Origin of the sequence: Rhodococcus sp. ABRD24 (assembly GCF_004328705.1) — a bacterium.
In the GTDB taxonomy this organism is placed as follows: domain Bacteria; phylum Actinomycetota; class Actinomycetes; order Mycobacteriales; family Mycobacteriaceae; genus Prescottella.
The window spans coordinates 4,772,366-4,797,854 of sequence record NZ_CP035319.1 but is presented as its reverse complement, the minus strand read 5'-3'; the positions used below and the strand labels follow the sequence as shown (position 1 = coordinate 4,797,854).

The following is a 25,489-nucleotide window of genomic DNA, read 5'->3' as shown; positions in this document are numbered from 1 at the left end:
TCGTGGCAGAACGCACAGTCCACGAACCGCTGCGGGAGCGGTTGAGCCCGCGTAGGAGGCCACCAGCCATGAAGGACGACAGCTCGAGCCCTTCCGGCGAGTCCGGGACTCACGGGTCGCACACGAAGTCGCCCGTGGAGACCCCCACTGGGTCCACAAGTAGTTCCACGACGAGATCCACCGATTCACCCACCGAGGTACGCATCGGTGGAGCGGCAGGCGCCAAGCTCACCGACCGCCAGCGCAAGGTACTCGAGGTGATCCGGGCGTCGGTCGCCGAGCGCGGCTACCCACCCAGCATCCGGGAGATCGGGGATGCGGTCGGGCTTGCCTCCACGTCCTCGGTGGCGCACCAGCTGCGCACTCTCGAGCACAAGGGGTTCCTGCGTCGCGATGCCAATCGCCCACGAGCGGTGGACGTCCGCGGATTCGACGACGCGCAGACCGGAAGCGGCGGAACGGCCACGGTCGATGCCGATCAGCTCCCGGCGCCGGCGTTCGTGCCGGTGCTCGGCCGGATCGCCGCTGGTGGGCCGATTCTCGCGGAGGAAGCCGTCGAGGATGTCTTCCCGTTGCCGCGCGAACTGGTCGGCCAGGGTTCACTGTTCCTGCTCAAGGTCGTCGGCGAGTCGATGATCGATGCCGCCATCTGCGACGGTGACTGGGTCGTGGTCCGTCAGCAGAGCGTCGCCGAGAACGGCGACATCGTCGCGGCGATGATCGACGGCGAGGCGACCGTCAAGACATTCAAACGCACCGGCAAGGACGTGTGGCTCATGCCGCACAATGCGCTGTTCGACCCCATCCCGGGCAACGACGCCGCCATCCTCGGCAAGGTTGTCACCGTGATGCGCAAGATCTGATCACTTGGCGTCTGATACCCGATGCAGAAGCGGGCCGCGGCAGGAGTTCCTGCCGCGGCCCGTTTGTCATCGCCGGAGGGTTCCGTCGGCAACCGTCAGAGGTTGAGCCCGCGGCCGATGATTTCCTTCATGATCTCGGTAGTGCCGCCGTAGATCGTCTGGACGCGGGAATCCATGTAAGCCTTGGCGATCGGGTACTCACGCATGTAGCCGTAGCCACCATGCAGTTGCAGACACCGGTCGATCAGCTTGACCTGGGCCTCGGTAGTCCACCACTTCGCCATCGCGGCTTCCTGGACCGTGAGCTTGCCGGCATTGAGCTGCTCGATGAACTTGTCGACCAGGATCCGGACCGCAGTGGTCTCGGTTGCCAGTTCGGCGAGCACGAATCGGGTGTTCTGGAAGCTGCCGATCGACTTGCCGAATGCCTTGCGATCACGGCAGTACTGGATGGTGGACTCGAGGGCGGACTCCATCGCGGCCGCGGCAACCACCGCGATCGACAACCGCTCCTGTGGCAGGTTCTGCATCAGGTAGATGAAGCCCATGCCCTCCTCGCCCAGGAGATTGGCAGCTGGCACGCGCACATCCGTGAAGCTGAGTTCGGCGGTGTCCTGGGCCTTGAGGCCGATCTTGTCCAGGTTGCGTCCGCGCTCGAAGCCTTCCATGCCGCGCTCCACGACGAGCAGGGAGAAGCCCTGCGCACCCTTGTCGGGGTCTGTGCAGGCCACCACGATCACGATATCCGCGTTGATGCCGTTCGTGATGAAGGTCTTGGAGCCGTTGAGGATCCAGTGGTCACCGTCCTTGACGGCGCGAGTCTTGATGTTCTGCAGGTCGCTGCCGGTGCCCGGCTCGGTCATCGCGATCGCGGTGATGAGCTCGCCGGAGCAGAAACCCGGCAGCCACCGCTGCTTCTGATCCTCGTTGGCCAGCTTGATCAGATACGGAGCGACGACGTCGTTGTGCAGCATGAATCCGACACCGCTGTACCCACCGCGAGTCGTCTCCTCAGTGATGACGGCGTTGTAGCGGAAGTCCTCGACTCCCCCGCCGCCGTACTCCTCCGGCACCGCCATCCCGAGAAATCCCTGCTTGCCGGCCTCGATCCAGACCGCGCGGTCGACAATGTTCTGCTCCTCCCACTGGTCATGGAAGGGCGCGACATGCTGATCGAGGAACTTGCGGTAGGACTCCCGGAACAGCTCGTGCTCCGGTTCGAATAGGGTGCGCTCCACTACGTCTCCTCAGGTCGAAAATGCCGGCGTGCGAGCACGCAACGGCGGACATGCTTCCTCGAATTGACCGTAAGGCGAACACCGACCGCGATCCATGACCGAGGCGAGCGCGATTCGTGACCGGGGGGTATCGCGACAAGTCGCCCCCTCGGCGAGGAGTAGACGATCAGCGGCGCAGCGTCGCGAGCCAGCGCATCAGTGGGTACGCGATCAGGATGCCGACCGAGCCCCAGGCAATGCCGCCGAGTTCGACGGAACCCACCATCAGCGTCAGATTTCCGATACCCGCGACCAGAGCGGTCGCGGCGACAGTGAGGTTCACCGGATCTGTGAAGTCCACCTTCGCGTCCATCCAGATCCGCACACCAAGGACGCCGATCAGACCGTACAGCACCATCGTGGCGCCTCCGATGACGCCGTCGGGCACCGTGAAGACCAGTGCGCCGAACTTGGGCGAGAACGACAGGACGACCGCGGTGACGGCCGCGACCCAGTACGCCGCGGTCGAGTAGACGCGCGTCGCCGCCATTACCCCGATGTTCTCGGCATATGTGGTGGTACCCGAGCCGCCGCCCGCACCGGCGAGCGTCGTCGCCAGGCCGTCGGCGAAGAGCGCGTTGCCGGCCAGGTCGTCGAGCGACCGTCCCGTCATCGCCGCGACCGCTTTCACGTGACCGACGTTCTCGGCGACGAGGACGATGACGACCGGGAGCGCGAGCAGAATTACCGACAGCTCGAATGACGGACCGCGCAGGTGCGGCACGCCGAACCAGGCCGCTTCCCGCAGCGCGGCGACGCGCTCGTCAGCGAGTCCGCCGGTGACCGCGGCGAACACCCAGCCGATCACCACGCCGATCAGAATTCCGAGGCGGCCGATGATGCCTGGGCCGAGGACCGTCGCCAACAGGATGCCGGCCAGCGTGACCGCCGCGACGAGAGGTTGCGCCTGGAACGAACCGGCTGCTGTCGGCGCCAGATTGAGGCCGATCAAGGCAACCACCGCACCGGTCACGACGGGTGGCATGACCGCGTCGATGACGCGTGCGCCGATCAATTTGACGGCGGCACCGACGAGCATGAGGGCCACACCCGCGGCCACGACGCCGCCGAGCTGTGCGGCGGGACCGTCACCGGCCGACGCACTGAGCGGCGCTATGAACGCGAACGACGAACCGAGGTAGCTGGGGATGCGGCCGCGCGTGATGATCAGGAACAGCGCCGTGCCGATTCCCGAGAACAGCAGCGTGGTCGTGACCGGGAAGCCGGTGATGGTCGGAACCAACAACGTGGCGCCGAACATCGCGATGACATGCTGCATGCCGATCCCGATGGTGCGCGGCCACGACAGCCGCTCATGGGGCGCGACAACCGCGCCGTTGCTGATCCGTCGTCCGTCGCCGTGCACCGTCCACCCGAACATTCCGGAGGCTGCTGCCTGCTCGGGCACATGTCCGGCGCTGGCCTCGTTACTCGTCACAGTTGGCCAATAGTAGGGCTATGTGCGGGGAGGATCCTCGACTGCATCCCCGCAGTGACCTAGCCGGACGACACCGCAAGACGAATACCGGACAACTGGTACCCGGCAACTACTGGCGGGCCCGCGTCCGACGTCGCACCAGCATGAACGTGGCAAGCCCCACGATGAGCGCGCCGACGCCGAGAGTGGGAGTGGACCAGGTGGCCGCGCCAGGCCCTTCGGTCGTCCCTCCCGCCGCCTGGGTGGCGGTCGACTCGGCCGCCGCAGACGCAGACGGCGACACCGATCCCCCCGACCATGCCGTCTGCTGCGCCAGTTCGGTTGCGCCCCGCAGAATCTCAATCTGAGGCAGCGGTCCGCCCGCTGCCTCAGATCCGGCGATCAGGTCGCCATCCCGGGTGATTGCGACTACCTCGCCCTGCGGCTGGTTCGGCAGCGCTACCCGCACAGGAGTGGTCGTGGTGAGCGCGCGCGCCAGATCACCGTCCGGCGCCGAATACAAATACACATCGGTGTATGTACGCAGCGCAGCGACGGTACCGTCGGCGCTCACCGCACCCCCGGTGACGAGCATCGAGCTACCGACGGGAACGAGACCACCCGGAGTGTCGGTCGGCCCCAGCCGAACAGATCCGACCCGTTCGAGCTGCGTGGGGCCTGGTTCGGTCAGATCACGCAGCTCGGTGGGGCCGACCGGACGGTAGATTCCGCTGGCGGCGAGGACTTCCTTCGTGACGATCAGTGGGACGCCGTTGCGCTGGATCAGCAGCGACTCTCCGTCGTGCGGACCATCGGGGTACGTCAGCCGGTGCAACTGCCCCCGGCCGGTGGCAGGATCCAGGCCGATCAGCGCCACGGTCGAGCGCATGCGCTGGTTGTCGCCGATATCGGCCAGCCAGAGCCGGCCGTCAGACCCGACGCCCATGTCCTCGACATCGTACGGATCGATCGGCACGGTAATCGAGTTCACGACGGTGCACCCGTCCTCCATCACCACGACTGCATCGTCGGATCCGCTGTCACCGATGCCGTAGGTCTTCCCGTCGAGGATCGCCAACCCGGAAAGCTCCTCGAGTGCCCGATCGGTCGGTGTGCACACCGGCTCGAAGTGCGCCCCCGCCACCAGCACCCCGGGGCCGGTGTTTTGCGCGACAGCGGGCGCCGCGATCAACGCCAACGGCGCGAGTGTGAGGGCGACACCGGCGAGCGAGAGCCGAACCGCTGAGCGGACGCTACCCACGTCCGGCATAGTCGACGAGGGCCGACGCCAGCGCCTCTGGCACGAGCACGCGCATCCGCGTGCCGTCCTCCTCGTGCGTCGAGTCGAGGATCTGGCCGTCGGAATGGATCCGGGCAACCAGGTCACCCCGAGAGTAGGGGACCAGGACATTCACTTCGACTTCCGGCCTGCGGACGATATCGCCGAGGCACGCCCGAAGCTCATCGATCCCCTCACCCGTCCGTGCGGATACGAACACCGCACCGGGCAGGAGACCACGCAACTGAGTCAAGACCACCGGGTCCGCCGCGTCGATCTTGTTCACCACGATCAACTCCGGCGGCGCGGGTGTGTCGTTCTCGCGGAGCACCTCGGTGATCACCTCACGCACGGCCTTGATCTGGTCGGTCGGCAGCGGATCGGAGCCATCGACAACGTGTAGCAGCAGATCCGCGTCGGTGACCTCTTCGAGGGTCGAGCGGAATGCCTCGACCAGCTGCGTCGGCAGGTGCCGGACGAATCCCACGGTATCGGTGAGAACGTATTCGCGACCGTCCTCGAACGACGCCTTCCGTGTCGTCGGATCCAACGTCGCGAACAGCGCGTCCTGCACCAGCACCCCGGAGCCGGTGAGCGCGTTGAGCAGGCTCGACTTGCCAGCGTTGGTGTAACCCACGATCGCCACGGACGGGACCTCGTTGCGCAGCCGGCTGCTGCGCTTGGTGTCACGAGCCGACTTCATGTCCTTGATCTCACGTCGCAGCTTGGCCATCCGCTCGCGGATGCGACGGCGATCCGTCTCGATCTTGGTCTCGCCGGGTCCGCGCAGACCCACGCCGCCGTTGCTGCCGGCACGTCCGCCGGCCTGCCGCGACATCGACTCGCCCCAACCTCGCAGTCGCGGCAGCATGTATTCCATCTGTGCCAGAGCGACCTGCGCCTTGCCCTCCCGAGAGGTCGCGTGCTGGGCGAAGATGTCGAGGATCAGCGCGGTCCGGTCGATGACCTTGACCTTGACGACCTTCTCCAGTGCGGTGAGCTGCGCGGGCGTGAGCTCACCGTCGCAGATGACCGTGTCAGCGCCGGTGGCGAGGACCACCTGACGCAGTTCCTCGGCCTTACCGGACCCGATGTAAGTGGCCGCGTCAGGCTTGTCTCGGCGCTGGACCAGCCCCTCGAGGACCTCGGACCCCGCGGTCTCGGCTAGGGCGGCCAGCTCGGCCATGCTCGCGTCGGCCTGAGCGGCTGTGCCGCTGGTCCACACACCAACCAGCACGACCCGTTCGAGCCGAAGCTGCCGGTACTCGACCTCGGTGACATCGGTGAGCTCGGTGGACAGTCCCGCGACGCGGCGCAGAGCGGTGCGCTCGTCGAGCTGCATCTCGCCCACGGACGGCGTCGAGGACTCGGAGAATGCTGCCGAATCTGCTCCGGAACCAGCCGAATCGGCGGCGGAGGTGGATTCGTCCGCAGAGGACGAGGACTTGTTGTGATGTGAGTTCGTCATACCCGTCCATCGTCCCACGAAGCGCGGCCGGCCCGCACCTGGATTAACGCCCGATTTCGAGCGCCCGGGCGAGCCCGGCGTCAACCCAGATCAGTCCACCAGCGCGTGTCGACCACGCCCGACGCCACCAACACCGACGGCCCTCGCAGGGCAGCACGCCCGCCTGATATCTCCACCTCGACCCGGCCGCCGGGCACCCGGACCTCGACGGTGCCATTCGACTCCCCGCTGTAGCGCAGCGCTGCCACCGCCGCGGCAACGGTTCCGGTGCCGCACGAACGAGTCTCCCCCACGCCGCGTTCGTACACCCGCATCTCGACCGCACCCTCGGCGAGCGGGGTCGAGATCTCGATGTTCACGCCCTCCGGGAAGAAGCTTGGATCGAACTCCGGAGCCACGGTGAGGTCCAGCCCGGCGAGGGATGCCGGCGTCAGATCCGGATCCACGCATGCGAGATGCGGATTACCGACGTCGATGCCGACGCCGCCGAGGACGCGGCCGCCCACGGTCGCCGCCGAGGTTCCGAGCTCACGCACCACGCCCATGTCGACGGTGACATCGCCGTAGACGGCATCGGCCGCGTGAACGGTGACGGGGCGCGCACCCGCGCGACTGCCGACCACGAACTCGTCGCGCCATTCGAGCCCGGTCGCACGCAGATAGTGCGCGAACACCCGGACACCGTTGCCACACATCTCGGCGATCGACCCGTCGCCGTTGCGGTAATCCATGAACCAGTCGTCGGGACCGACGCCCTCCGGCAAGGTCGCCAGCACGCCGACTGCGGCGAGTGCTCCCGCGCGCACCACCCGCAGTACGCCGTCAGCGCCCAGACCGCGACGGCGATCGCACAGCGCGGCGATCCGGTGCGCCGGCAACGCGAGGGCGGCGTCCGGATCCGGCAGGATCACGAAATCGTTCTCGGTGCCGTGGCCCTTGCTGAATTCCATGGAACTCAGCTTAGCGACCGATCCGCATGCCTCAGTGCGGCCTCGACGAGGTCCGGATCGGCACCGTCCAGCCAGTGCACCCGCGGGTCCCGCCGGAACCACGAACGCTGACGACGGACGTAGCGCCGAGTGCCGATGAATGTTCGTTCGAGAGCCTCCGTGCGGTCGTACTCGCCATCGAACATCGCAAGCACCTGCGCGTATCCGATCGCTCGCTGCGCAGTGACGCCCTCGCGGAGACCGGCATCGACGAGGCCCCGAACCTCGTCGACGAGGCCCCTGCCGAACATCAGCTCGGTGCGCAGGCGGATCCGGGCGTCGAGTGCCTCGGTGTCCCGGTCCACGCCGATGATGACAGTCCCCCACCGCGGTTGGCCGATCGTGGGGGCCGAGGCGGCGAACGGCCGACCGGTCAGCTGGACGACCTCGAGCGCACGCACGATCCGTCGACCGTCGGTCGGCAGGATCGACGCCGCGGCATCGGGGTCCACGCGCGCAAGCTCTGCATGTACGGCGCCCACTCCACGCTCGGCCAGCACGGACTCCCAGTGGCCGCGGATCTGCGGATCCGTGGCGGGGAACGACCACTCGTCGAGCAGTGACTGCACATACATCATCGAACCGCCGACGATGATCGGGACGGCGCCGCGGGCTCGGATGTCCTCGATGTCACGGGTCGCGGACTCCTGATAGCGCGCAACAGTCGCAGTCTCCGTGACGTCGAGCACATCGAGTTGGTGGTGCGCGATGCCGCGCCGCTCGTCGACCGTGAGCTTGGCGGTGCCGACATCCATGCCGCGGTAGAGCTGCATCGCATCGATGTTGACGATCTCGCCGCCGAGTCGCTCGGCGAGCCCGAGCCCGAGATCGGACTTGCCCGTCGCGGTCGGTCCGACCACAGCGATCGGAGTCGGCGCATCCAACGAATCCACTGTCACGCCATCCACATCCCGACGTGATAGCCGACGCCGAAAGGTGCACCCGTGTACAACGTCTCGGACTTGCGCGGACCCCCGCACCCGCCACCGAAGGCCGCCGACAGCGTCTGCCATGCGGCCCGTCCGGACAGACCCAGCTCTGCACACAGGTCGGCGTCCAGAGCCTCGATCGCCGCGCAGTCCCCGGCCTCCAACGCCTCGTCCACCGCAGACTGCACAGCACCCGAACGCGAATCGAACGCGCCAGGAGCCTTGTCCGTCAAGGTGTTCGCGCCGTCCGCGACGACGAGCAGACCCTGCGGCAGGGCCCGCGAATCCAGCTCAGCGCGTAGCTCCGCACCGATGCGAGCACAGTCGGCGGGCGGGGTGTCAGCTGTGAGGAGCAACACGCGCGCCCGCGCCGCCGGCGCGCCCGCGCCGCGCAACCAGCCTGCGATCAGTGCCGCCAGCGGCATGGACCGGTCTGCCTCTGCGTCGTCGTCCCCGGAAAGACCCGGATCCAGGCGGACTCTCACGTCCACGCCGAAACCCGCGAAAGTCCCCGACGACGCGGCCGGCAGCCACCCACCGGGCGAACCCGGTTCTGCGACGCCGATCACCGTCCACTCGTCGCACGCGCCGCCGAGACGCGCAGACACCTCCAGCGCCGCTTGGCGGAACCGGTCGGTTTCTGTGGCTGCGGCGCCGGCCAGTTCGGGAACCAGCAACGGCGGCGAGGGCACGAGAGCGGCAGCGGTCAGCACCTGCGCCACGGTAGTCGACCCGAGGTGACGCCTTCGGAGGGTCATACCTGTTTGAATAGTCCTGGACAGTTACTGAAGGCTCGCACCGGGTACCGGATTCGCGGGAGCCGACAGGGCGATAAGGCAGCCGTGACGCGCGGCAGAGACGAGGAACAATGACCGAGAGCAACGCACCCAAGCCGGGTACCCCGAAGCCTGGCCCTCCCAAGCCCGGCGCAGCGAAATCGAGCTCACCCAGGCCCGGTCCGGCCCCTGCCCACGTGACTCCCGTGGCGGCGGCCAGCGATCCCAGTCTCTTCGGCCGCGTCGACGACGACGGCACCGCGTGGGTCAAGACAGCCGACGGCGAACGTCAGATCGGTTCCTGGCAGGCCGGTGACGCAGCGGAAGGGCTCGCGCACTTCGGTCGGCGCTACGACGATCTCGCCACCGAGGTCGGACTGCTCGAGGCACGCCTCGCTTCTGGGGCAGGCGACGCCAAGAAGACCCGCGCCGCAGCCGAGGCACTGGCCGCCTCGCTGCCCACGGCATCCGTCATCGGCGACATCGACGCCCTGTCTGCCCGCCTGAATTCGATCATCGAGGGCTCCGAGCAGGCCGCTGCGCAAGCGAAGCAGGAGAAGGAACAGTCCCGCCACGAGCACACCTCCCGTAAGGAGGCGCTTGCCGCCGAGGCCGAACAGATCGGCGCCGAATCGACGCAGTGGAAGGTTGCGGGCGACCGGCTCCGCGAGATCCTCGACGAGTGGAAGACAATCCGCGGCCTCGACCGGAAGGTCGACGACGCCCTGTGGAAGCGCTATTCCAAGGCGCGTGAGGCGTTCAACCGACGGCGCGGGGCGCACTTCGCCGACCTCGACCGTGAACGCGCAGCGGCCAAGACCCGCAAGGAGGAACTCGTCGAGCAAGCGGAGGCCCTCTCCGGTTCCACCGACTGGGGTCCGACGGCCGTCGAGTTCCGTGACCTGCTCACCGAGTGGAAGGCTGCAGGTCGCGCGCCCCGCGAAGCCGACGACGTCCTGTGGCGCCGCTTCAAGGAAGCCCAGGACGTGTTCTTCGCGGCCCGCAATGCAGCCACATCCGAGCGCGACGCCGAGTTCGAGCAGAATGCAGTCGCGAAGGAGGCGCTGCTCGCGAGCGCCGAGGGCATCGATCCCGACAAGGACATCGATGCTGCCCGCGCTGCCCTGCGCGACCTGCAGGAGAAGTGGGATGCACTCGGCAAGGTCCCGCGCGAGCGCATGCACGATCTCGAGGGCAGGCTCCGCGCGATCGAGAAGCGCGTCCGCGACGCCGCCGACTCCGAGTGGCGCCGTACCGATCCCGAGGCGCTGGCGCGGGCGGCTCAGTTCCGTGAGCGCGTGGCCCAGTTCGAGGAGCAGGCGGCCAAGGCGGATGCGGCCGGCAAGAAGAAGGACGCCGAGAAGGCTCTAGCGCAGGCGCAGCAGTGGCGCGAGTGGGCCGCTGCGGCCGAGGGCGCGGTCAACGGGCGCTGAGACCCGCAGAAGGTGAGGGGTGCAGTGCCGGTCGGCACTGCACCCCTCATTCGTTGATCGGGATCCGGTCGCGATCCCCTCTCGGATCAGACGTTCCAGTCGCCGCGCTGATCTGTCTCGCTGGCGGCCCGGCGGCGCTCCTCCTCCGCGGCGAGCTGCATCGCGGTTCGGCTCCACACGACCTTGATCCAGTGGAAGGTCAACACCATCACCGTGATCCAGCCGAGGATCAGGCCGATACCCGGCCCCGCGCCGGACGCATCGGCCACCGGAAGCGTCTGCCGCGACCAGATGGCCAGCATGCCGAACACCGCAGACACCGCGGTGCCCGCGAGCGCTATCCACGCGACGACCCACCGGCGGGTCACCAGCGCCAGGATCGAGAAGACGCCGCCGAACACGAGGGCGAGCCATACGAAGATGCGCGACGGCAGCTTGATGTGCTCGGCAATCGCGTCCTGGTCGCCGACGAGCACGTCCCAGCCGTTTGCTGATCCGGTGTGCGGCAGCGTGAACGAGAGCAGCAGCACGAGAACGCCGATCGCGACGACGACGGCACGCATACCGGGATCGATCTCACCCGCGACCTTCTTCTCGGCGGCGTCGAAGTCCCTCTGGTACTCCCCCATCGGATCCGGCGCGTCACCCGGCAGGTTCTCGCTACCGGAAGCGTCTCCGCTGTCGGAGCTACTCATGCGTCACATCCCATCTGTGTTGGCAACGGCTCGGGGACACCGATCTGCGGCAATCCGAGTCCGACGCCGATCGGCGGGGTCTTCGGAGTGACCCCTCGTTCGAACGAGTCGCCGGCGCGGGTCCGCCGGTGGGTGCGCACGAGATCGTCGGCAACCAGGTGGTGCGGGGCCGCCGCGGTCACCGTCGTGGCAATCACGTCACCGGGGCGCACGTCACCGTCGAGGTTGCCCTCCGGCCGGAAGTGCACGAGCCGACCGTCGCGCGCACGACCGCTCATCCGTGCGGTCGCCGCGTTCTTGCGCCCGTCATCGGCGGTCACCAGCAGCTCGACCTCTGTGCCGACGAGCTTGCGGTTCTCCTCGAGCGTGATCTCCTCCTGTAGCGCGATCAACCGCTCGTAGCGTTCCTGCACAACGGCTTTCGGAAGCTGACCTTCCATCTCCGCAGCCGGCGTGCCGGGCCGCTTGGAGTACTGGAACGTGAACGCACTGGTGAATCGCGCCTGCCGGACCACGTCCAGCGTGGCCTGGAAATCCTCCTCGGTCTCACCGGGGAAGCCGACGATGATGTCGGTGGTGATCGCGGCGTGCGGCATCGTGGCGCGCACCTTCTCGATGATGCCCAGGAACTTCGCACTGCGGTAGGAGCGGCGCATCGCCTTGAGGACCCGGTCGGAACCGGACTGGAGCGGCATGTGCAGCTGCGGGCACACGTTCGGGGTGGACGCCATCGCCTCGATCACGTCGTCGGTGAACTCCGCCGGATGCGGGGACGTGAACCGGACCCGCTCGAGCCCCTCGATCTGCCCGCACGCACTCAGCAGCTTCGCGAACGCGCCGCGGTCACGCGGCAGCTCCGGATCGGCGAACGAGACGCCATAGGAATTGACGTTCTGCCCGAGTAACGTCACCTCGAGCACGCCCTCGTTCACGAGCGCCTGAACCTCGGCGAGGATGTCGCCGGGTCGCCGGTCCACCTCCTTGCCGCGCAGCGACGGCACGATGCAGAACGTGCAGGTGTTGTTGCAGCCGACGGAGATCGACACCCAGCCCGCATACGCGGACTCGCGCTTGGCCGGCAAGGTCGACGGGAACGCCTCGAGCGACTCGAGGATCTCGACCTGAGCCTCCTCATTGTGCCGGGCGCGCTCGAGCAGGGCCGGAAGCGAGCCGATGTTGTGGGTGCCGAACACAACATCCACCCACGGCGCCTTCTTCACGACCGTGTCGCGGTCCTTCTGCGCGAGGCAGCCGCCGACCGCGATCTGCATGCCGGGACGCTCCTGCTTGACCGGCGCCAGGTGGCTGAGATTGCCGTACAGCTTGTTGTCGGCGTTCTCCCGAACGGCGCAGGTGTTGAAGACCACCAAGTCCGCCTGGCTGCCGGGCTCTGCTTTGAAGTATCCAGCGTCCTCGAGCAGGCCCGAGAGCCGCTCCGAGTCGTGCACGTTCATTTGGCAGCCGTACGTGCGGACCTCGTAGCTGCGCCCGGCGTCATGGTCGATCGTCTCCACACATCCCAGCGTACGGCCCCGACATCGGCCACTCGTCGGGGCCACAAGGGAGTCCTCGCGTACGCCGGCGGGATTCGATCGATCGAGCTGCGCGATTGCTAGACCAGCAGGTACGCAGACATGCGATATAGGGTTACCCGTTATGACGCAGCCTGTGACACCCGAACCGGCTCCCAGCGCCCCGTCGATGATCTCCATGAAGGGAGTCGACAAGCACTTCGGCGACTTACATGTGCTTCGAAACATCGAGCTGGAGATTCCGGCCGGTCAGGTCGTCGTGATGCTCGGCCCGTCGGGCTCGGGGAAGTCGACCCTGTGCCGCACCATCAATCGTCTCGAACCGATCGACAACGGCTCCATCACCATCGACGGCGTCGCGGTTCCCGCCGAGGGTAAGGCCCTGGCGCGACTGCGGTCCGATGTGGGCATGGTGTTCCAGAGCTTCAACCTGTTCGCCCACAAGACGGTGCTCGAGAACGTGATGCTCGCGCCGATCAAGGTTCGCGGGATCGGCAAGGCCGAGGCGAAGGAGCGGGCATTGGCCCTCCTCGAGCGCGTCGGTATCCAGTCGCAGGCCGACAAGTACCCCGCTCAGCTCTCCGGTGGACAGCAGCAGCGGGTGGCCATTGCCCGCTCGCTCGCCATGGATCCCAAGGTGATGCTGTTCGATGAGCCGACGTCGGCGCTCGATCCCGAGATGGTCAACGAGGTCCTCGAGGTCATGGTGAACCTTGCGAAGGAGGGCATGACGATGATCGTCGTCACCCACGAGATGGGATTCGCGCGCAAGGCCGCCGACCGGATCGTCTTCATGGCCGACGGCGTCATCGTCGAGGACACCGACCCCGACACCTTCTTCACCGCACCGAAGTCGGACCGCGCCAAGGACTTCCTCGGCAAGATCCTCGGCCACTGAGCCGGACGGGATTCTCATCATGAATCGCATGCACATCAGAGCGCCACGCGTCGTCGCACTGATCGCAGCGCTGACCGCGGTGGTGCTCACCGCGTCGGCCTGCGGCAGCAGCGAGCCCCGGGACGTGCTGGCGGACGCCGCCGACGGCCACCTGACCATCGGCACCAAGTTCGATCAGCCCGGCCTGGCGCTGCGCGAGCCGAACAAGACCATGACCGGGTTCGACGTCGAGGTCGCGAAGTACGTCGCGAACTACCTCGGCGTCCCGACGGACCGCATCACGTGGCGCGAGGCGCCGTCCTCCCAGCGCGAGACACTCATCAAGAACGGCGAGGTCGACTTCGTGGTCGGGACCTACTCGATCACCGACAACCGCAAGAAGGTCATCGACTTCGCCGGACCGTACTACGTGGCGGGACAGTCATTGCTGGTGCGCGCCGACGACGATTCGATCACCGGCGCGGAGTCGCTGCAGAGCGGAAAGAAACTGTGCTCGGTGTCCGGTTCCACGCCCGCGCAGAAGATCGAGAAATCGTATCCGGGTGTGCAGCTGCAGCAGTTCGACAGCTACTCCTCCTGCGTGGAGGCCCTGCACCGCGGAAAGGTCGACGCGCTCACCACCGACGACATCATCCTGGCCGGGTACTCGGCGCAGTACCCGGGTGAGTTCAAGCTCGCGGGCCAGCCGTTCACCACCGAGTTGTACGGCATCGGCCTGCCCAAGGGCGAGACCGAGGCCCGCACGAAGATCAACGACGCGATCGAGGACATGATCGCGACCGGCGCCTGGGCGAAGGCGCTCGAAGCCACCATGGGCGAGTCCGGGTACGCGCTGCCGGCTCCCCCGGCCGTCGACCGGTACTGATGCGGAGGAGGTGACAATGGAACTGTTCGATACCTACGGCAGCCAGCTGATCAGCGCGTTCTGGACGACGGTGCAGCTGACGGTCTGGTCGGCGATCGGCGCCCTGATCTGGGGCACGCTGCTCGCCGCCATGCGGGCGTCCCCCGTACCCATCCTGAGGATCTTCGCGACCTGGTATGTCAACATCTTCCGTAACACGCCGCTGACGCTGATCATCGTGTTCTGCTCGGTCGGCCTCTACCAGAACCTCGGCGTGCACTTCGCGCCGGAGGGTTCCTCGAAGTTCATCGACCAGAACAACTTCCGGCTCGCGGTCCTGGGCTTCGTCGTCTACACCAGCGCGTTCGTGTGCGAGTCGCTGCGCTCGGGGATCAACACGGTCCCGATCGGACAGGCGGAGGCCGCCCGCTCGCTGGGCCTGACGTTCAGCCAGGGCATCCGGTTGATCGTGCTCCCGCAGGCGTTCCGCGCCGTCATCGCACCGCTGGGCAGTGTGCTCATCGCGTTGACCAAGAACACCACGATCGCGTCGGCGATCGGTGTCGCGGAGGCGTCACTGCTGATGAAGACCATGATCGAGAACGAATCCGACAAGCTGTTCCTGGTCTTCGGCATCTTCGCGATCGGATTCATGGTTCTGACGCTGCCGGTCGGTTTCCTGTTCGGCTACCTCGGCAAGCGTATGGCGGTGAAGCGATGACCCAGCAGGCGAGCGTTCTCTACGACATCCCCGGCCCCCGTGCCCGGGTTCGCAACCGGCTCATCGCGATTGCTTTCGGTGTCGTGCTGGTCGCGATAGCGCTGTATGTCCTCAACGTCCTTGCGGACAACGGGCAGCTCGAGGCGGACAAGTGGTCGCCGTTCCTGGACCACTTCACCTGGACCACCTATCTGTTGCCGGGTCTCAAGGGCACCCTGCTCGCAGCGGCGCTGTCGATCGTGTTCGCGCTGATCCTCGGCGCGATCCTGGGCATCGGACGCCTGTCCGACCATCGCTCGGTCCGCTGGATCAGCGGCGCAATCGTCGAGTTCTTCCGCGCCATTCCGGTGCTGATCCTGATGATCTTCGCCTACCAGGCGTTCGCACAATACGGCGTGTTTCCGTCGAACCAGCTGGCACTGGCTGCAGTTGTGGTGGGCCTGACACTCTACAACGGCTCGGTGATTGCCGAGATCCTGCGCGCTGGCATCCTGTCACTGCCGAAGGGTCAGACCGAGGCCGCGTCCGCGCTCGGAATGCGCAAGAGCCAGATGATGCGGTTGATCCTGCTCCCACAGGCGATCACGACGATGCTGCCGGCCCTGGTCTCGCAGATGGTGGTGGCGTTGAAGGACTCGGCGCTGGGCTACCAGATCGGCTATATCGAACTGATCCGCAGCGGGCAGCAGGCGGCCTCGTACTACCGCAACTTCTTTGCCGCACTGGTCATCGTGGGCGTGATCATGGTGGTCATCAACTTCGCGCTCACGACATTCGCGACATGGCTCGAGAAGCGTCTGCGTACCGGTGGACCGGGCGGACGCAAGATCGCGACTCCGATCGACACCAACGAGATCGACGGTGTCCCCGGCATCGACGACTTCAGTGATGCCGGATCCCCCAAGAACCCTCGCTGATCCCAGACGCCGCTGGTTCGAAGCACCTCAGCTCGCGGGGAACCTCAGTCCTCCGCGAGCTCGTCCACTTCGGCGCCCAGGTCTGCGAGTTCCGACTTGACCACCGCGAACGACATCGACGACTGGTATCCGCGCCGGGCGAGCATCCCGACCAGGCGTCGCATCATCCGCTCCCGGTCAGCCGAGTCCGCGATGTCCCCCGGGGACACTCGCACGAGCTTCTTGCGCACCAGCTCACGAGCACGGTCGTATTCGTCGTCGGAACTGATCTGCGCGAGCGCCTCGGTGGAGGTTTGCTCGTCGATTCCCTTGCGGCGCAACTCCGTCGCGAGTGCTCGTCGGCCACGACCGGAGTAGGTGTGGCGGGAATGCACCCACTGCTCGGCGAACGCTGCGTCGTCGACCAAGCCCACGTCCGCAAGCCTGCCGAGGACTTCATCGATCACCGACTGCGGGTACCCCTTCTGTACAAGCTTCTGCTCGAGCTCGTTACGGCTACGCGCCCGGTCGGTCAGCAAGCGCAGGCATACGTCCTTCGCACGCGCCGCAAGGGCTTCCGGGGAGCCCTGCAATTCCAGCGGCTTTCCGTCCGGATCGAGGCCGCGCCCCTGCGTGCGCCGGCCACGTCGACGCCCTCCGTCGGCGCCATCCTCTGTCCCGACATGATTCTCTGTCACGGCATCGCTCCCGCCCGCCCGGTCGGCGGCGCCATCCGGGCGGGACACGAACCTCACGAGGCTAGAAGTCGGTCGGTTCGGCGTCCTCGGCGGTGAGAACCGCGCCGATACCGAGCTTCTCCTTGATCTTCTTCTCGATCTCGTCGCGGACGTCGGTGTTCTCGAGCATGAACTTGCGAGCGTTCTCCTTGCCCTGGCCGAGTTGGTCGCCTTCGTACGTGTACCAGGAACCGGACTTGCGGATGAACCCGTGCTCGACACCCATGTCGATCAGCGAGCCTTCCTTGCTGATGCCCTGACCGTAGAGGATGTCGAACTCAGCCTGCTTGAACGGCGGCGACACCTTGTTCTTGACGACCTTGACGCGGGTGCGGTTACCGACCGCGTCAGTGCCGTCCTTGAGGGTCTCGATGCGTCGAACGTCGAGGCGGACCGAGGAGTAGAACTTGAGCGCCTTACCGCCGGTCGTGGTCTCGGGGGAACCGAACATCACGCCGATCTTCTCGCGTAGCTGGTTGATGAAGATCGCGGTGGTTCCCGAGTTGTTGAGCGCACCGGTCATCTTTCGCAGTGCCTGGCTCATCAGACGAGCCTGCAGGCCGACGTGACTGTCTCCCATCTCGCCCTCGATCTCGGCGCGCGGTACGAGCGCGGCCACCGAGTCGATCACGATGATATCGAGCGCTCCCGAGCGGATCAGCATGTCGGCAATCTCGAGTGCCTGCTCACCAGTATCGGGCTGCGAGACCAGCAGCGCGTCGGTGTCGACGCCCAGCTTGCGGGCATACTCGGGATCCAGCGCGTGCTCGGCGTCGATGAACGCTGCAATACCGCCCGCGGCCTGCGCATTCGCGACCGCGTGCAACGCCACAGTCGTCTTGCCGGAGGACTCCGGGCCGTAGATCTCGACGACGCGGCCGCGCGGCAGGCCGCCGATGCCGAGCGCCACGTCCAGCGCGATAGATCCGGTGGGGATTACGGCGATCGGCTGATGGGCTTCCTCACCCAGGCGCATCACCGAGCCCTTGCCGAAGCTCTTGTCGATCTGCGCCAGCGCCAGCTCGAGCGCCTTGTCCCGATCGTGTGCCTGTGGTGCCATCGTGGTCCCCTTCTCGAAGTCTCGTCCAGCGATCTGACGGATACGTTAGAGCCCGGTACCGACAACTTCGCCGGCACGAACAGTTCGAACTGACGCGCTCACGGATGATCCCAGCATAGGGGAACATCTGTTCGAGTCAACACCGGCGCCGCGGCTCGGGGGCAGAGGCCGAGGCCCGCAATCTGCACCGCGCGCTATCTACGCTGCGGGGGGACGTCGAACTCGTCGCACAGCGCGCGCCACACGACACGCGGGTCGAATCCATCCTCGATCGCATCCGCGGCGGTCTTCGCGCCCAGGCTGAGGATCACATGGTCGACGAGCAGGGAGTCGCCACGTATCTGCCCGAACTCTTCCCGGACGAGGTCATGGAACTCGGTCAGTCGCACATTTGCCACCGTAGCGGAACCGCGGCCGCCGACCGTCGGCTCACCGCAGTGCCGCACGGCAGACTTCGACCGGGTCTTCGACCTGGGTCGAGCCGTCCGCTGCCCGTCGCGCCGCGGCGGTGAACTCCGGTTCGCCCAGCACCGTCCGAACCGCAGCCCGCAGGGCCTGGGCCCCGAGGGGGCGAACCACCAGCCCGCTACCCAGCCGGGCCGCACGGTTGGCGAGCTCCCACTGGTCTCCGCCGCCGGGGACCGTCACCACCGGCACCCCTGCGATCAGGCCTTTCGCGAGCAGGCCATGCCCGGCTCCGCACACCAGGACCGACGCGTTCCGCAACATCTCGTCCTGCCGTCCGAACCCGGCCCGCACCCAGCCGGGCAGTCCGTCCGGCGGGGCATCGAACATCGATGCGACCATCCGCACGCCCGTGCCGTCGAGCGCCTGGATCGCGACCTCGAGCAGGCCACCGGCGCCGGTGGACGCGGTCGAAGGCGCCACCATCACGAGCGGCCCGTCCCCGGGCGGGAGTTCGAGCACAGTCTCGGTGGGCTCCCACAGCAGCGGGCCGACAACATGCGCGTTCTCCGGCCAGTCCGGTCGTGACACCTCGAGTGCCGGCAGCGTCGCGATCAACCGGGCCACCGGGCCTGGGTCGTGGGCGGGCAGCCCGACACTCACCCGTGCCGCGCCACGCTGGGCGTGGCCCTGACGGATCGAACGGGCGGTCGCGGCGCGCAGCAACGTGTCCCGCAGCCGACCTCGTAGCCCGGCGCCCGGCGCCAGCCCGGATCCGATGGGCGGCAACCCCTTCGACGGCAGGTACAACGGATGCGGGGACAGCTCGATCCACGGCAATCCGAGCCGCTCGGCCGCCATGCCGCCGCCGACGGTGATGACGTCGGACACCACCAGATCGAGATTCAGCGCACGCAGGTCCGGGAGTATCTCGGTGGAGATGTGCGCGGCCCGTCCGTGGATCTTGGCGCCGGAGTCGGAGTCGTCGTCGGTCGCACGTGGTGCGAGCCCGCCCAGCTTTCGCGTCGCGATCCCGGCGTCGCGCGCGACGTCGAGCCACCGCCCCGCCGTGAACACCACCGGATCATCGCCCGCAGCAATGAGTTTCCGACACAACGCAAGGGCCGGGACGGCATGACCAGCCTCCGGACCGGCGACTACGGCTACTCGCATCCGCCCAGCGTGCCACACACGCCGGCGCCCTGATCCGCAGGCGCCGCTCCGGAACTCACCACGCCGCTCCCCCGATCGGGCGCGCGGCGCACCCGAAAGCGGAGCGGCACCCGGGCCGGACTCCCGCCCTGGCCGATCGGCCTCTCTTGTCTCCCGACGATCCTTGACGACATCCACCTCGAGAATCAGCACCCACCCACCAGTCTCGAAAGTGACTTGCATCACATCCGCTGTCGATGTGCACCGATTCCGTGTCGTCTTGTTGATCAGATGTTCTGCACAGCGGACCGGCGATGCGACGATGGGGGCGCACGGTGCAAAAACATGGGGGTTGAACGGCGGCTGGTTGTCGAGGGCGGTCCATCGCAGGCCGCGGTGGCCTTTCCCGTCGAGCCGGTCGCGCTGCGCGACCTCGCTCAACGCGCTGGACTCGGCTTCGCCGATGTCGTGGCATTGGCCGATATCCCATCGACAACCCTCAACCGACTGTGGAAGGACCCCGACTGGACTACCCGATCAACCGGCACGGCGTTGCAACAACTGGTGGACGTTGTGCCTGTTCTGTCGACCTACCTGGAGGGTCGGGGGTTCACCTCGAGAGTTGAGCACTGTTTGCGGATAATCGAAGCGGCCGGGATTGTCGTTCGACTGCCGCAACGCGTCGATCGCGCACAACTTGCCGCATTGAGCAATGCACTCGGTGTTGCGGCAGCAATTGCCAGTGGCCGCACAGCGGACCTGACGCGGCGTTTGTCGTTGGGTTGGAGTCTTGGACACGATCAGTTTATCGATGCGGTTTTCGCAACCGGCCCGGACAGTCTGTTCAGTGACGACGGTTCAATGCTGGCCGGCGTATCCGGGATGTGGCTGGCCGCTCCACGCGCGACCTCCGTGTCGGACATGGTCGGCAACGGTGTCCTGGCCCACAAGACCGCGAAATATGGTGCGGCCGAGAAGGACTTGTCGCCGGACTCACCGCAGGACATTCGCGATATACGTTCGGCGTTCGTCCGTCGCAGCCTGACCATCGGCGGCATGCTTCGTGACGGCGACCTCGAGATTGTGAAGCGCTACCAGCGTGAAGTCGAGACCAATCCTGTGGTCGCTCGCAACGAAAGCTGGTCGCTGCTGACCTTCGGCAGCGGCCAGAGGTTGCCCGTCGACTTCTCGCTGCCCACAGTGACGCCACGCGTCTACGCGGGAGTAGTTCGAGACGTCGCTACCCTCAATGACGCGTACCTCCTCTACCTCGTCACCACCGCGCTGCCCACACTCTGGGCGGCGACTGGACTGCCGCCTGCATCCCTGCGCCGGCGGCTGGCTACAGCTCTCGACGATCGCTTGTTTTCCGGGGTGGCAGACCGACGGCTGCGAGGCGAGGTTTTCGCGCTGCTCCGAGCCCTCGAGGACTGATTCCGCGAAAGCCGTCGCCGCCGCATACGGGGGCACCGGAGCACCTTGCAGCGGCGGCCCCCGCACTTCGGGCTGCCGAATGCGGGTGTGCCGGCGCCCGCCGGCCACGGATGACGCCATCGAATGCCCGACAGTTGATCACCAGCCAAGTCGGACAAACTTCCCTTCCTGCTCGCAGAGGCCAGGATCGACCGAGGGAATTAACACCAGATCGTCGGCCCGAATGCAATGGGTTCTTCCGATATCGGATGCAACCCTGATGTACCTTGGATCAGCGTCGGCAGAATCGCTCCCACCTGGCACTATGCCATTGCGGCAACAAATGGGGCGGGTCAACGCTACAACAAGGGGCGGGTTTAAGTAAAACAAGGGGTGGATTTGAGTAAAAAAAAAGTAAAGACCGTAGTGGACTATGCGGGCACCTTATCGCTGATCGGCGAAGGCCTCGACCACGCCAGGAAACGGCGTAGTTGCGATCCCAACGTCTTCCGGCGCAGATACTGCATCCATCCGAGTCGATATTAGGTACCGTCCACAAGGTTCCTAGGGCGCGAGCTGTTCATTCATCAATTCAAAGCAGCTTCCGTAACCATGCGGCAGGCTTCGCCTTGGCCGAGGACTGGTCTTAGTCAAGTCCGTGCCGCCATTTCCGAAGCCAGGTCCATGAGCCGATGCGGCACGACTGAATGCGCTCGTCCTCCCCCCACGAGAGCGTAAGGGGGCTGAGCCTGGCGCTGGCGGGCCGCCCAGTCATGGCCGAGCTGGTGGAGCGGGCAATCGGCACCGACTAGCACGACTTCTTCGGCGCATTCGAACCTCGAGCGGCTCAATCCGAGACTGGCAGGCTCAGCGCTGTCTCCTAGCTGGATGACGACCATGCTGCATCGCGATCCCGATGCCACCGCGTTCGATCTTCGGAAGCAAATGGCGTGTGCCGTCTGCGCGGGCGGATTCCACAGCCGGGTCGAGCTATCTCGCCGAGGATTGAACAGGAACGCCATTTGGGGTTGATCGTCGAATCAATCCGCTGTCCGGGCGGTCGATAAGCGTCTCCAGCACCGGACGAATACGTCCGCACCAAATGAATTCGACTCATTTGTTCTCTCCCGTGGAGGTTGAATGATGGTAGAAGTAGGTACGGTCGACGCCGGGAGGGCGCTGCGTCGATTTCGGCAGAAGGCCGGTCTCTCCTTAGCCCGACTCGCCGAACTCACCCACTACAACAAGGGGTATCTGTCCAAGGTGGAAAACGGCAGGAAACCCATGACGGTGGAATTGGCTCAAGCCTGCGATCGGGTTCTCGACAGCTGCGGGGAATTGGTCGAACTCGTCACAGCCGCAACATCCGCGACCCGCGCCAAGGAACTGCTGGTGGCACAGTTGCCCGCAGCGCCTCGCCAGGTATTCGGCCGAAGGCGCGCCCTGGAACAGCTGGAACAGCTGCTGGTAGGTGAGAGCGCGACGGGCGGTGTGCCGGTCGTCTGCGTCGATGGTCCGGCCGGTATCGGGAAGACAACCTTGGCGCTGCGCTGCGCACATGCGATCTCGCACAGGTTCGGCGATGGCACCCTCTACGCGGACCTCGGTGGCCGTGCCTGGACCGAGGAACCCGAGGCCCCAGTCGACGTGCTGGGCGGATTCCTGCGCGCGCTCGGCGCTCCGTGCGACGGCCTTCCCGACACCGAAGCCGAGCGGGCGGCCGCCTACCGTTCGCTGCTGGTGGGCCGTTCGGTTCTGGTGGTGCTGGACAACGCCGCAACATCCGCACAGGTGGGACCACTGGTCCCCGGTACCACGGGATGTGCCGTAGTGGTAACCAGTCGTAAGCCCCTAACCGGCCTGTTGATGGCGCCAGCACCCGCGACACGGCTGCCCGTGAACCCGCTGACGCTCGACGCGGCAACCGATCTCATCCGCTCTGTGATCGGCGACCGCCGAGCGGACGCCGAGCCCGACGCATTGGCCCACGTCGCTCGGCGTTACGGCTACCTTCCGTTCGCTCTACGCGCCATCGCGGTATGGCTGGCTGCACACCCACACGTAACCATCGCAGAGTCGGACGGATACCTGCCGATGGACGAGTCCGTGCTGAGCTGGCTCTCGATGGGTGACAGCGACTACGAGGTCCCCGTGAAAACCCTGGCGCCGGACCGGGCCATCGGCCACCCCACCCCAGGTCCGGGGATCGCGGACGCCAACGAACCACAGCTCATCGAACTCATCAAGGCGATGGGCTGATTGGCAGCCAGCCCAGCATTGCTCTTCCCACACCGATCCGCTCGTCGGACGCGGAGCAGTTCGTGTCCGGAAAGGACGTTCAGATGACTCTGCTCATGCAGAACAAGGTGGCTCTGATCACCGGTGCCGCACGTGGACAGGGGCGCGCACATGCACTGCGGCTGGCGGGCGAGGGTGCCGACATCATCGCCGTCGATCTGTGCGATACGCTGCCCGGCGTCTCCTATCGATCGCCCGAACCGACCGACCTCGACACCACCGCTGACCTGGCTCGTGAAGCCGGCTCGAAAGTGATCACCGCAATCTCCGACGTCCGTGATCTCGCAGGTCTGCGTGCCACTGTGGACAAGGCGGTCGCCGAGCTGGGGCGCCTCGATGTCGTCGTGGCAAATGCAGGCATCTGTATCCCGCGGGCATGGGACAAGGTCACCGAGCAGGACTTCGATGACACCATGACTGTCAATGTGCGCGGCACCTGGAATACGGTAATGGCGGCGGCGCCGCACCTGGTCGAAGCGGGTGGCGGTTCGATCGTGCTCATAAGCTCCTCGGCTGGCCTCAAAGCACAGCCGTTCATGATTCCTTACACCACAAGCAAATTCGCCGTGCGGGGAATGGCCAAGGGTTTCGCCGCCGAATTGGCACGCTTCGGCATCCGGGTCAACAGCGTGCATCCGACCGGCGTGGACACCGAGATGGGCGGCCGCGCCATGCTGGCTCAGTTGTCCGAGGCCAGCCTGGCCGACCCCCGGCTGCGCAGCATGCTGGTGAACATGCAGCCCGTGCCGGGAATCTCCGTCGATGATGTGGCCGAGACGGTGTTGTTCCTGGCCTCAGATGCCTCGCGACACATCACTGCCCACGCCATGGCCATCGATGCCGGCGTCAGCGAGTTCTGACCGACGTGGTGAGCCTTCGACAGTCGAAAGCAGTTGGGAGCGCAGCATTGCGGGGGTTCGGACATGAAGCGCCGACATCCCCAAGGTTCGGGCGACATCGATCACCTCGGCACGATCGTCGATCATCAACGATTCCCGCGCCTGCGCCTCACAGTGGTCAAGGACTGTGGTGAAGTACTCGGCCGACGGCTTGACCTGGCCCATGCGCCACGACGAGCACAGTCGGTCGAAGTGCCTGTAGTGGCCGAAGTGGGCGTTCTTCAACTCGTCCCAGTGCTCAGCCTCGTTGTTGGCCAGGACCACCGTCAATCCGGAATGCGCCCGGACGACCTCGGCCAGCGCAGCAACGTTGTCGTCATAGCAGTGCACACTGGCGAGATAGAGCTGGTCGGCCCAGTAAGCGTCGAACTCGTGGGCTCGGGCCGCGCCCGCCGCTGTCAGAGTGTCGTACAGGACGCCGTGCACATGCCCCGCACCGCTCTCGTAGTGATGCGCCGAACTCTTCATTTCCGTCAGGAGGCGGTCCGGGTCCGCGTCGTAACGTCGCGCGAGATCCCGGACGAAACACGTCTCCTCGAGGATGTTGTTGAACAGGACTCCGCCCGCATCGACCAACAGCGTCTTGATCATCACCAATACCGTCCTCTCGTTTGCGAAAATACAGTTTCGAAAACTATCGAAAAGGCTGGATACTCATGGCTCTACGGCACGATCTGGTCGGCCGAAGTTGGGATTCCGGAACACGGAATTGGACATTCTCCGATACCGCGCTCTATGCGATCGGAGTGGGCGCTGGCGCGGATGATCCCGGCACCGAATTACAATTCACCACCGATAATTCGACCGACCATCCGCCGATGGTACTACCCACCTTCGCCACGACATTGCTCGCCCGAGAGAGGCAGCCGCCGTTCGGTGATTTCGACCCAGCCCATCTACTGCACAGCCATCAGTCGCTGACCCTGCACGGTCCGTTGCCGACCACCGGCACCGCCACGTCGACCTCACGACTGACCGCGCTCTACGATCGGGGGCACAATGCCCTCGCGGTCATCGATTCGACCTGTGTCGACCCGAGAACGGGAGGACCGCTGGCCGAACTGCGCACCGGACTGACAATCCGGCGCGAGGGCGGCTTCGGCGGTGAACCCGGGCGCGACGACCCGTGGGATCGTCCGGACAGCGAGCCCGACCGGGTAATCGATTACTGCACAGCCCCGAACCAGGCCTTGCTCTACCGACTGAGCGGCGACCTGAATCCGCTGCACTCGGATCCGAACGTCGCAGCCCGGCTCGGCCTGCGTAGTCCGCTGCTGCACGGTCTGTGCACGTTCGGGTTCGCCGGGCGTGCCTTGCTGCACGCGCTGTGCGGCGGTGATCCGGCTCGGTTCGGGACCATATCCGCTCGATTTACCGCACCAGTGTTCCCCGGACAGACGCTGTCGGTGCGGATCTGGGAGCGCGGCGAGGACGCGCTGTTCCAGGTGCACACCAATCGCGGAATCGTGATGGACGCAGGTCAGTTCACCCAGCCTGGGTGACCGGCC

The 25,489-nt window shown here is 66.2% G+C and carries 24 protein-coding genes; 10 read left to right on the top strand and 14 right to left on the bottom strand.

Annotated elements, in window-relative coordinates; all coding sequences use genetic code 11:
- Positions 1-68: 68 nt before the first annotated feature.
- A complete protein-coding gene (gene lexA, locus ERC79_RS21510; RefSeq protein ID WP_131580386.1) occupies positions 69-863 on the top strand; it encodes a transcriptional repressor LexA in 795 nt (264 codons plus the stop codon).
- A 95-nt stretch (positions 864-958) separates the two neighbouring features.
- On the opposite strand, the gene ERC79_RS21505 is transcribed toward lexA, so the two are convergent.
- The 7 genes from ERC79_RS21505 to ERC79_RS21475 all read right to left on the bottom strand — a co-directional run bounded on the left by ERC79_RS21505 (position 959) and on the right by ERC79_RS21475 (position 8,935).
- A complete protein-coding gene (locus ERC79_RS21505; RefSeq protein WP_131580385.1) occupies positions 959-2,101 on the bottom strand; it encodes an acyl-CoA dehydrogenase family protein in 1,143 nt (380 codons plus the stop codon).
- A gap of 166 nt (positions 2,102-2,267) precedes the next feature.
- Positions 2,268-3,521 (bottom strand): solute carrier family 23 protein, encoded by a 1,254-nt coding sequence (locus tag ERC79_RS21500; RefSeq protein WP_131581431.1) that lies wholly within the window; start codon positions 3,519-3,521, stop codon positions 2,268-2,270.
- Positions 3,522-3,687: 166 nt separating this feature from the next.
- The gene (locus ERC79_RS21495) at positions 3,688-4,827 is read right to left on the bottom strand and encodes a hypothetical protein (RefSeq protein ID WP_131580384.1); all 1,140 of its coding nucleotides are present in this window, start codon (positions 4,825-4,827) and stop codon (positions 3,688-3,690) included.
- On the bottom strand, positions 4,811-6,304 hold the full coding sequence (gene hflX / locus ERC79_RS21490) for a GTPase HflX (RefSeq protein WP_131580383.1): 1,494 nt from the start codon (positions 6,302-6,304) through the stop codon (positions 4,811-4,813). Before hflX ends, ERC79_RS21495 begins: the two co-directional genes overlap by 17 nt.
- 80 nt (positions 6,305-6,384) lie before the next feature.
- The gene (dapF, locus tag ERC79_RS21485) at positions 6,385-7,254 is read right to left on the bottom strand and encodes a diaminopimelate epimerase (RefSeq protein ID WP_131580382.1); all 870 of its coding nucleotides are present in this window, start codon (positions 7,252-7,254) and stop codon (positions 6,385-6,387) included.
- A gap of 5 nt (positions 7,255-7,259) precedes the next feature.
- A complete protein-coding gene (gene miaA, locus ERC79_RS21480) occupies positions 7,260-8,177 on the bottom strand; it encodes a tRNA (adenosine(37)-N6)-dimethylallyltransferase MiaA (RefSeq protein WP_207390546.1) in 918 nt (305 codons plus the stop codon).
- 11 nt (positions 8,178-8,188) lie between these two features.
- Positions 8,189-8,935 carry a hypothetical protein gene (locus ERC79_RS21475; protein ID WP_131580381.1) on the bottom strand — a complete coding sequence of 249 codons (747 nt, stop codon included), beginning with the start codon at positions 8,933-8,935 and terminating at the stop codon, positions 8,189-8,191.
- Positions 8,936-9,090: 155 nt separating this feature from the next.
- Here ERC79_RS21475 and ERC79_RS21470 point away from each other — a divergent pair, with 155 nt between their 5' ends.
- On the top strand, positions 9,091-10,431 hold the full coding sequence (locus ERC79_RS21470; RefSeq protein ID WP_131580380.1) for a DUF349 domain-containing protein: 1,341 nt from the start codon (positions 9,091-9,093) through the stop codon (positions 10,429-10,431).
- Positions 10,432-10,517: 86 nt separating this feature from the next.
- Here the strand turns inward: ERC79_RS21470 and ERC79_RS21465 are convergent, their stop codons facing one another.
- Together ERC79_RS21465 and miaB are read right to left on the bottom strand one after the other, a co-directional pair.
- Positions 10,518-11,126 (bottom strand): hypothetical protein, encoded by a 609-nt coding sequence (locus ERC79_RS21465; protein ID WP_131580379.1) that lies wholly within the window; start codon positions 11,124-11,126, stop codon positions 10,518-10,520.
- Positions 11,123-12,640, bottom strand: a complete 1,518-nt coding sequence (gene miaB / locus ERC79_RS21460; RefSeq protein WP_131580378.1) for a tRNA (N6-isopentenyl adenosine(37)-C2)-methylthiotransferase MiaB — start codon at positions 12,638-12,640, stop codon at positions 11,123-11,125. The genes ERC79_RS21465 and miaB overlap by 4 nt, the downstream gene beginning before the upstream one ends.
- Before the next feature lie 187 nt (positions 12,641-12,827).
- Here miaB and ERC79_RS21455 point away from each other — a divergent pair, with 187 nt between their 5' ends.
- Genes ERC79_RS21455 through ERC79_RS21440 form a run of 4 tightly spaced genes read left to right on the top strand, consistent with a single transcriptional unit; the run spans position 12,828 to position 16,038 of the window.
- A complete protein-coding gene (locus ERC79_RS21455) occupies positions 12,828-13,556 on the top strand; it encodes an amino acid ABC transporter ATP-binding protein (protein WP_165497226.1) in 729 nt (242 codons plus the stop codon).
- Positions 13,557-13,575: 19 nt separating this feature from the next.
- On the top strand, positions 13,576-14,421 hold the full coding sequence (locus ERC79_RS21450; RefSeq protein WP_131580376.1) for a glutamate ABC transporter substrate-binding protein: 846 nt from the start codon (positions 13,576-13,578) through the stop codon (positions 14,419-14,421).
- Between the two features lie 16 nt (positions 14,422-14,437).
- Positions 14,438-15,121, top strand: a complete 684-nt coding sequence (locus tag ERC79_RS21445; RefSeq protein WP_131580375.1) for an amino acid ABC transporter permease — start codon at positions 14,438-14,440, stop codon at positions 15,119-15,121.
- A complete protein-coding gene (locus tag ERC79_RS21440; RefSeq protein ID WP_131580374.1) occupies positions 15,118-16,038 on the top strand; it encodes an amino acid ABC transporter permease in 921 nt (306 codons plus the stop codon). Before ERC79_RS21445 ends, ERC79_RS21440 begins: the two co-directional genes overlap by 4 nt.
- Positions 16,039-16,082: 44 nt before the next feature.
- On the opposite strand, the gene recX is transcribed toward ERC79_RS21440, so the two are convergent.
- The 4 genes from recX to ERC79_RS21420 all read right to left on the bottom strand — a co-directional run bounded on the left by recX (position 16,083) and on the right by ERC79_RS21420 (position 19,392).
- On the bottom strand, positions 16,083-16,610 hold the full coding sequence (gene recX / locus ERC79_RS21435) for a recombination regulator RecX (RefSeq protein WP_207390545.1): 528 nt from the start codon (positions 16,608-16,610) through the stop codon (positions 16,083-16,085).
- A 166-nt stretch (positions 16,611-16,776) separates the two neighbouring features.
- Positions 16,777-17,814, bottom strand: a complete 1,038-nt coding sequence (gene recA, locus ERC79_RS21430) for a recombinase RecA (protein ID WP_131580372.1) — start codon at positions 17,812-17,814, stop codon at positions 16,777-16,779.
- 194 nt (positions 17,815-18,008) lie between these two features.
- Entirely contained in the window at positions 18,009-18,203 is a 195-nt protein-coding gene (locus ERC79_RS21425; protein WP_131580371.1) for a DUF3046 domain-containing protein, read from the bottom strand.
- 40 nt (positions 18,204-18,243) lie between these two features.
- Positions 18,244-19,392, bottom strand: coding sequence for a nucleotide disphospho-sugar-binding domain-containing protein (locus ERC79_RS21420; RefSeq protein ID WP_131580370.1), 1,149 nt, complete (start codon positions 19,390-19,392; stop codon positions 18,244-18,246).
- Between the two features lie 324 nt (positions 19,393-19,716).
- Here ERC79_RS21420 and ERC79_RS21415 point away from each other — a divergent pair, with 324 nt between their 5' ends.
- The 3 genes from ERC79_RS21415 to ERC79_RS21405 all read left to right on the top strand — a co-directional run bounded on the left by ERC79_RS21415 (position 19,717) and on the right by ERC79_RS21405 (position 23,942).
- Positions 19,717-20,805: a hypothetical protein gene (locus tag ERC79_RS21415; RefSeq protein WP_131580369.1), complete on the top strand. Its 1,089-nt coding sequence runs from the start codon at positions 19,717-19,719 to the stop codon at positions 20,803-20,805.
- Between the two features lie 1,119 nt (positions 20,806-21,924).
- Positions 21,925-23,043: a helix-turn-helix domain-containing protein gene (locus ERC79_RS21410; RefSeq protein WP_131580368.1), complete on the top strand. Its 1,119-nt coding sequence runs from the start codon at positions 21,925-21,927 to the stop codon at positions 23,041-23,043.
- A gap of 83 nt (positions 23,044-23,126) precedes the next feature.
- The gene (locus ERC79_RS21405; RefSeq protein WP_131580367.1) at positions 23,127-23,942 is read left to right on the top strand and encodes a mycofactocin-coupled SDR family oxidoreductase; all 816 of its coding nucleotides are present in this window, start codon (positions 23,127-23,129) and stop codon (positions 23,940-23,942) included.
- Here ERC79_RS21405 and ERC79_RS21400 read toward each other — a convergent pair.
- Entirely contained in the window at positions 23,877-24,572 is a 696-nt protein-coding gene (locus tag ERC79_RS21400) for an HAD family hydrolase (RefSeq protein WP_131580366.1), read from the bottom strand. The two genes, ERC79_RS21405 and ERC79_RS21400, sit on opposite strands and share 66 nt — an antisense overlap.
- Before the next feature lie 227 nt (positions 24,573-24,799).
- Between ERC79_RS21400 and ERC79_RS21395 the strand changes: the two genes are divergently transcribed.
- Positions 24,800-25,483, top strand: a complete 684-nt coding sequence (locus ERC79_RS21395; RefSeq protein WP_207390384.1) for a MaoC family dehydratase — start codon at positions 24,800-24,802, stop codon at positions 25,481-25,483.
- The last annotated feature ends 6 nt before the right edge of the window (positions 25,484-25,489 follow it).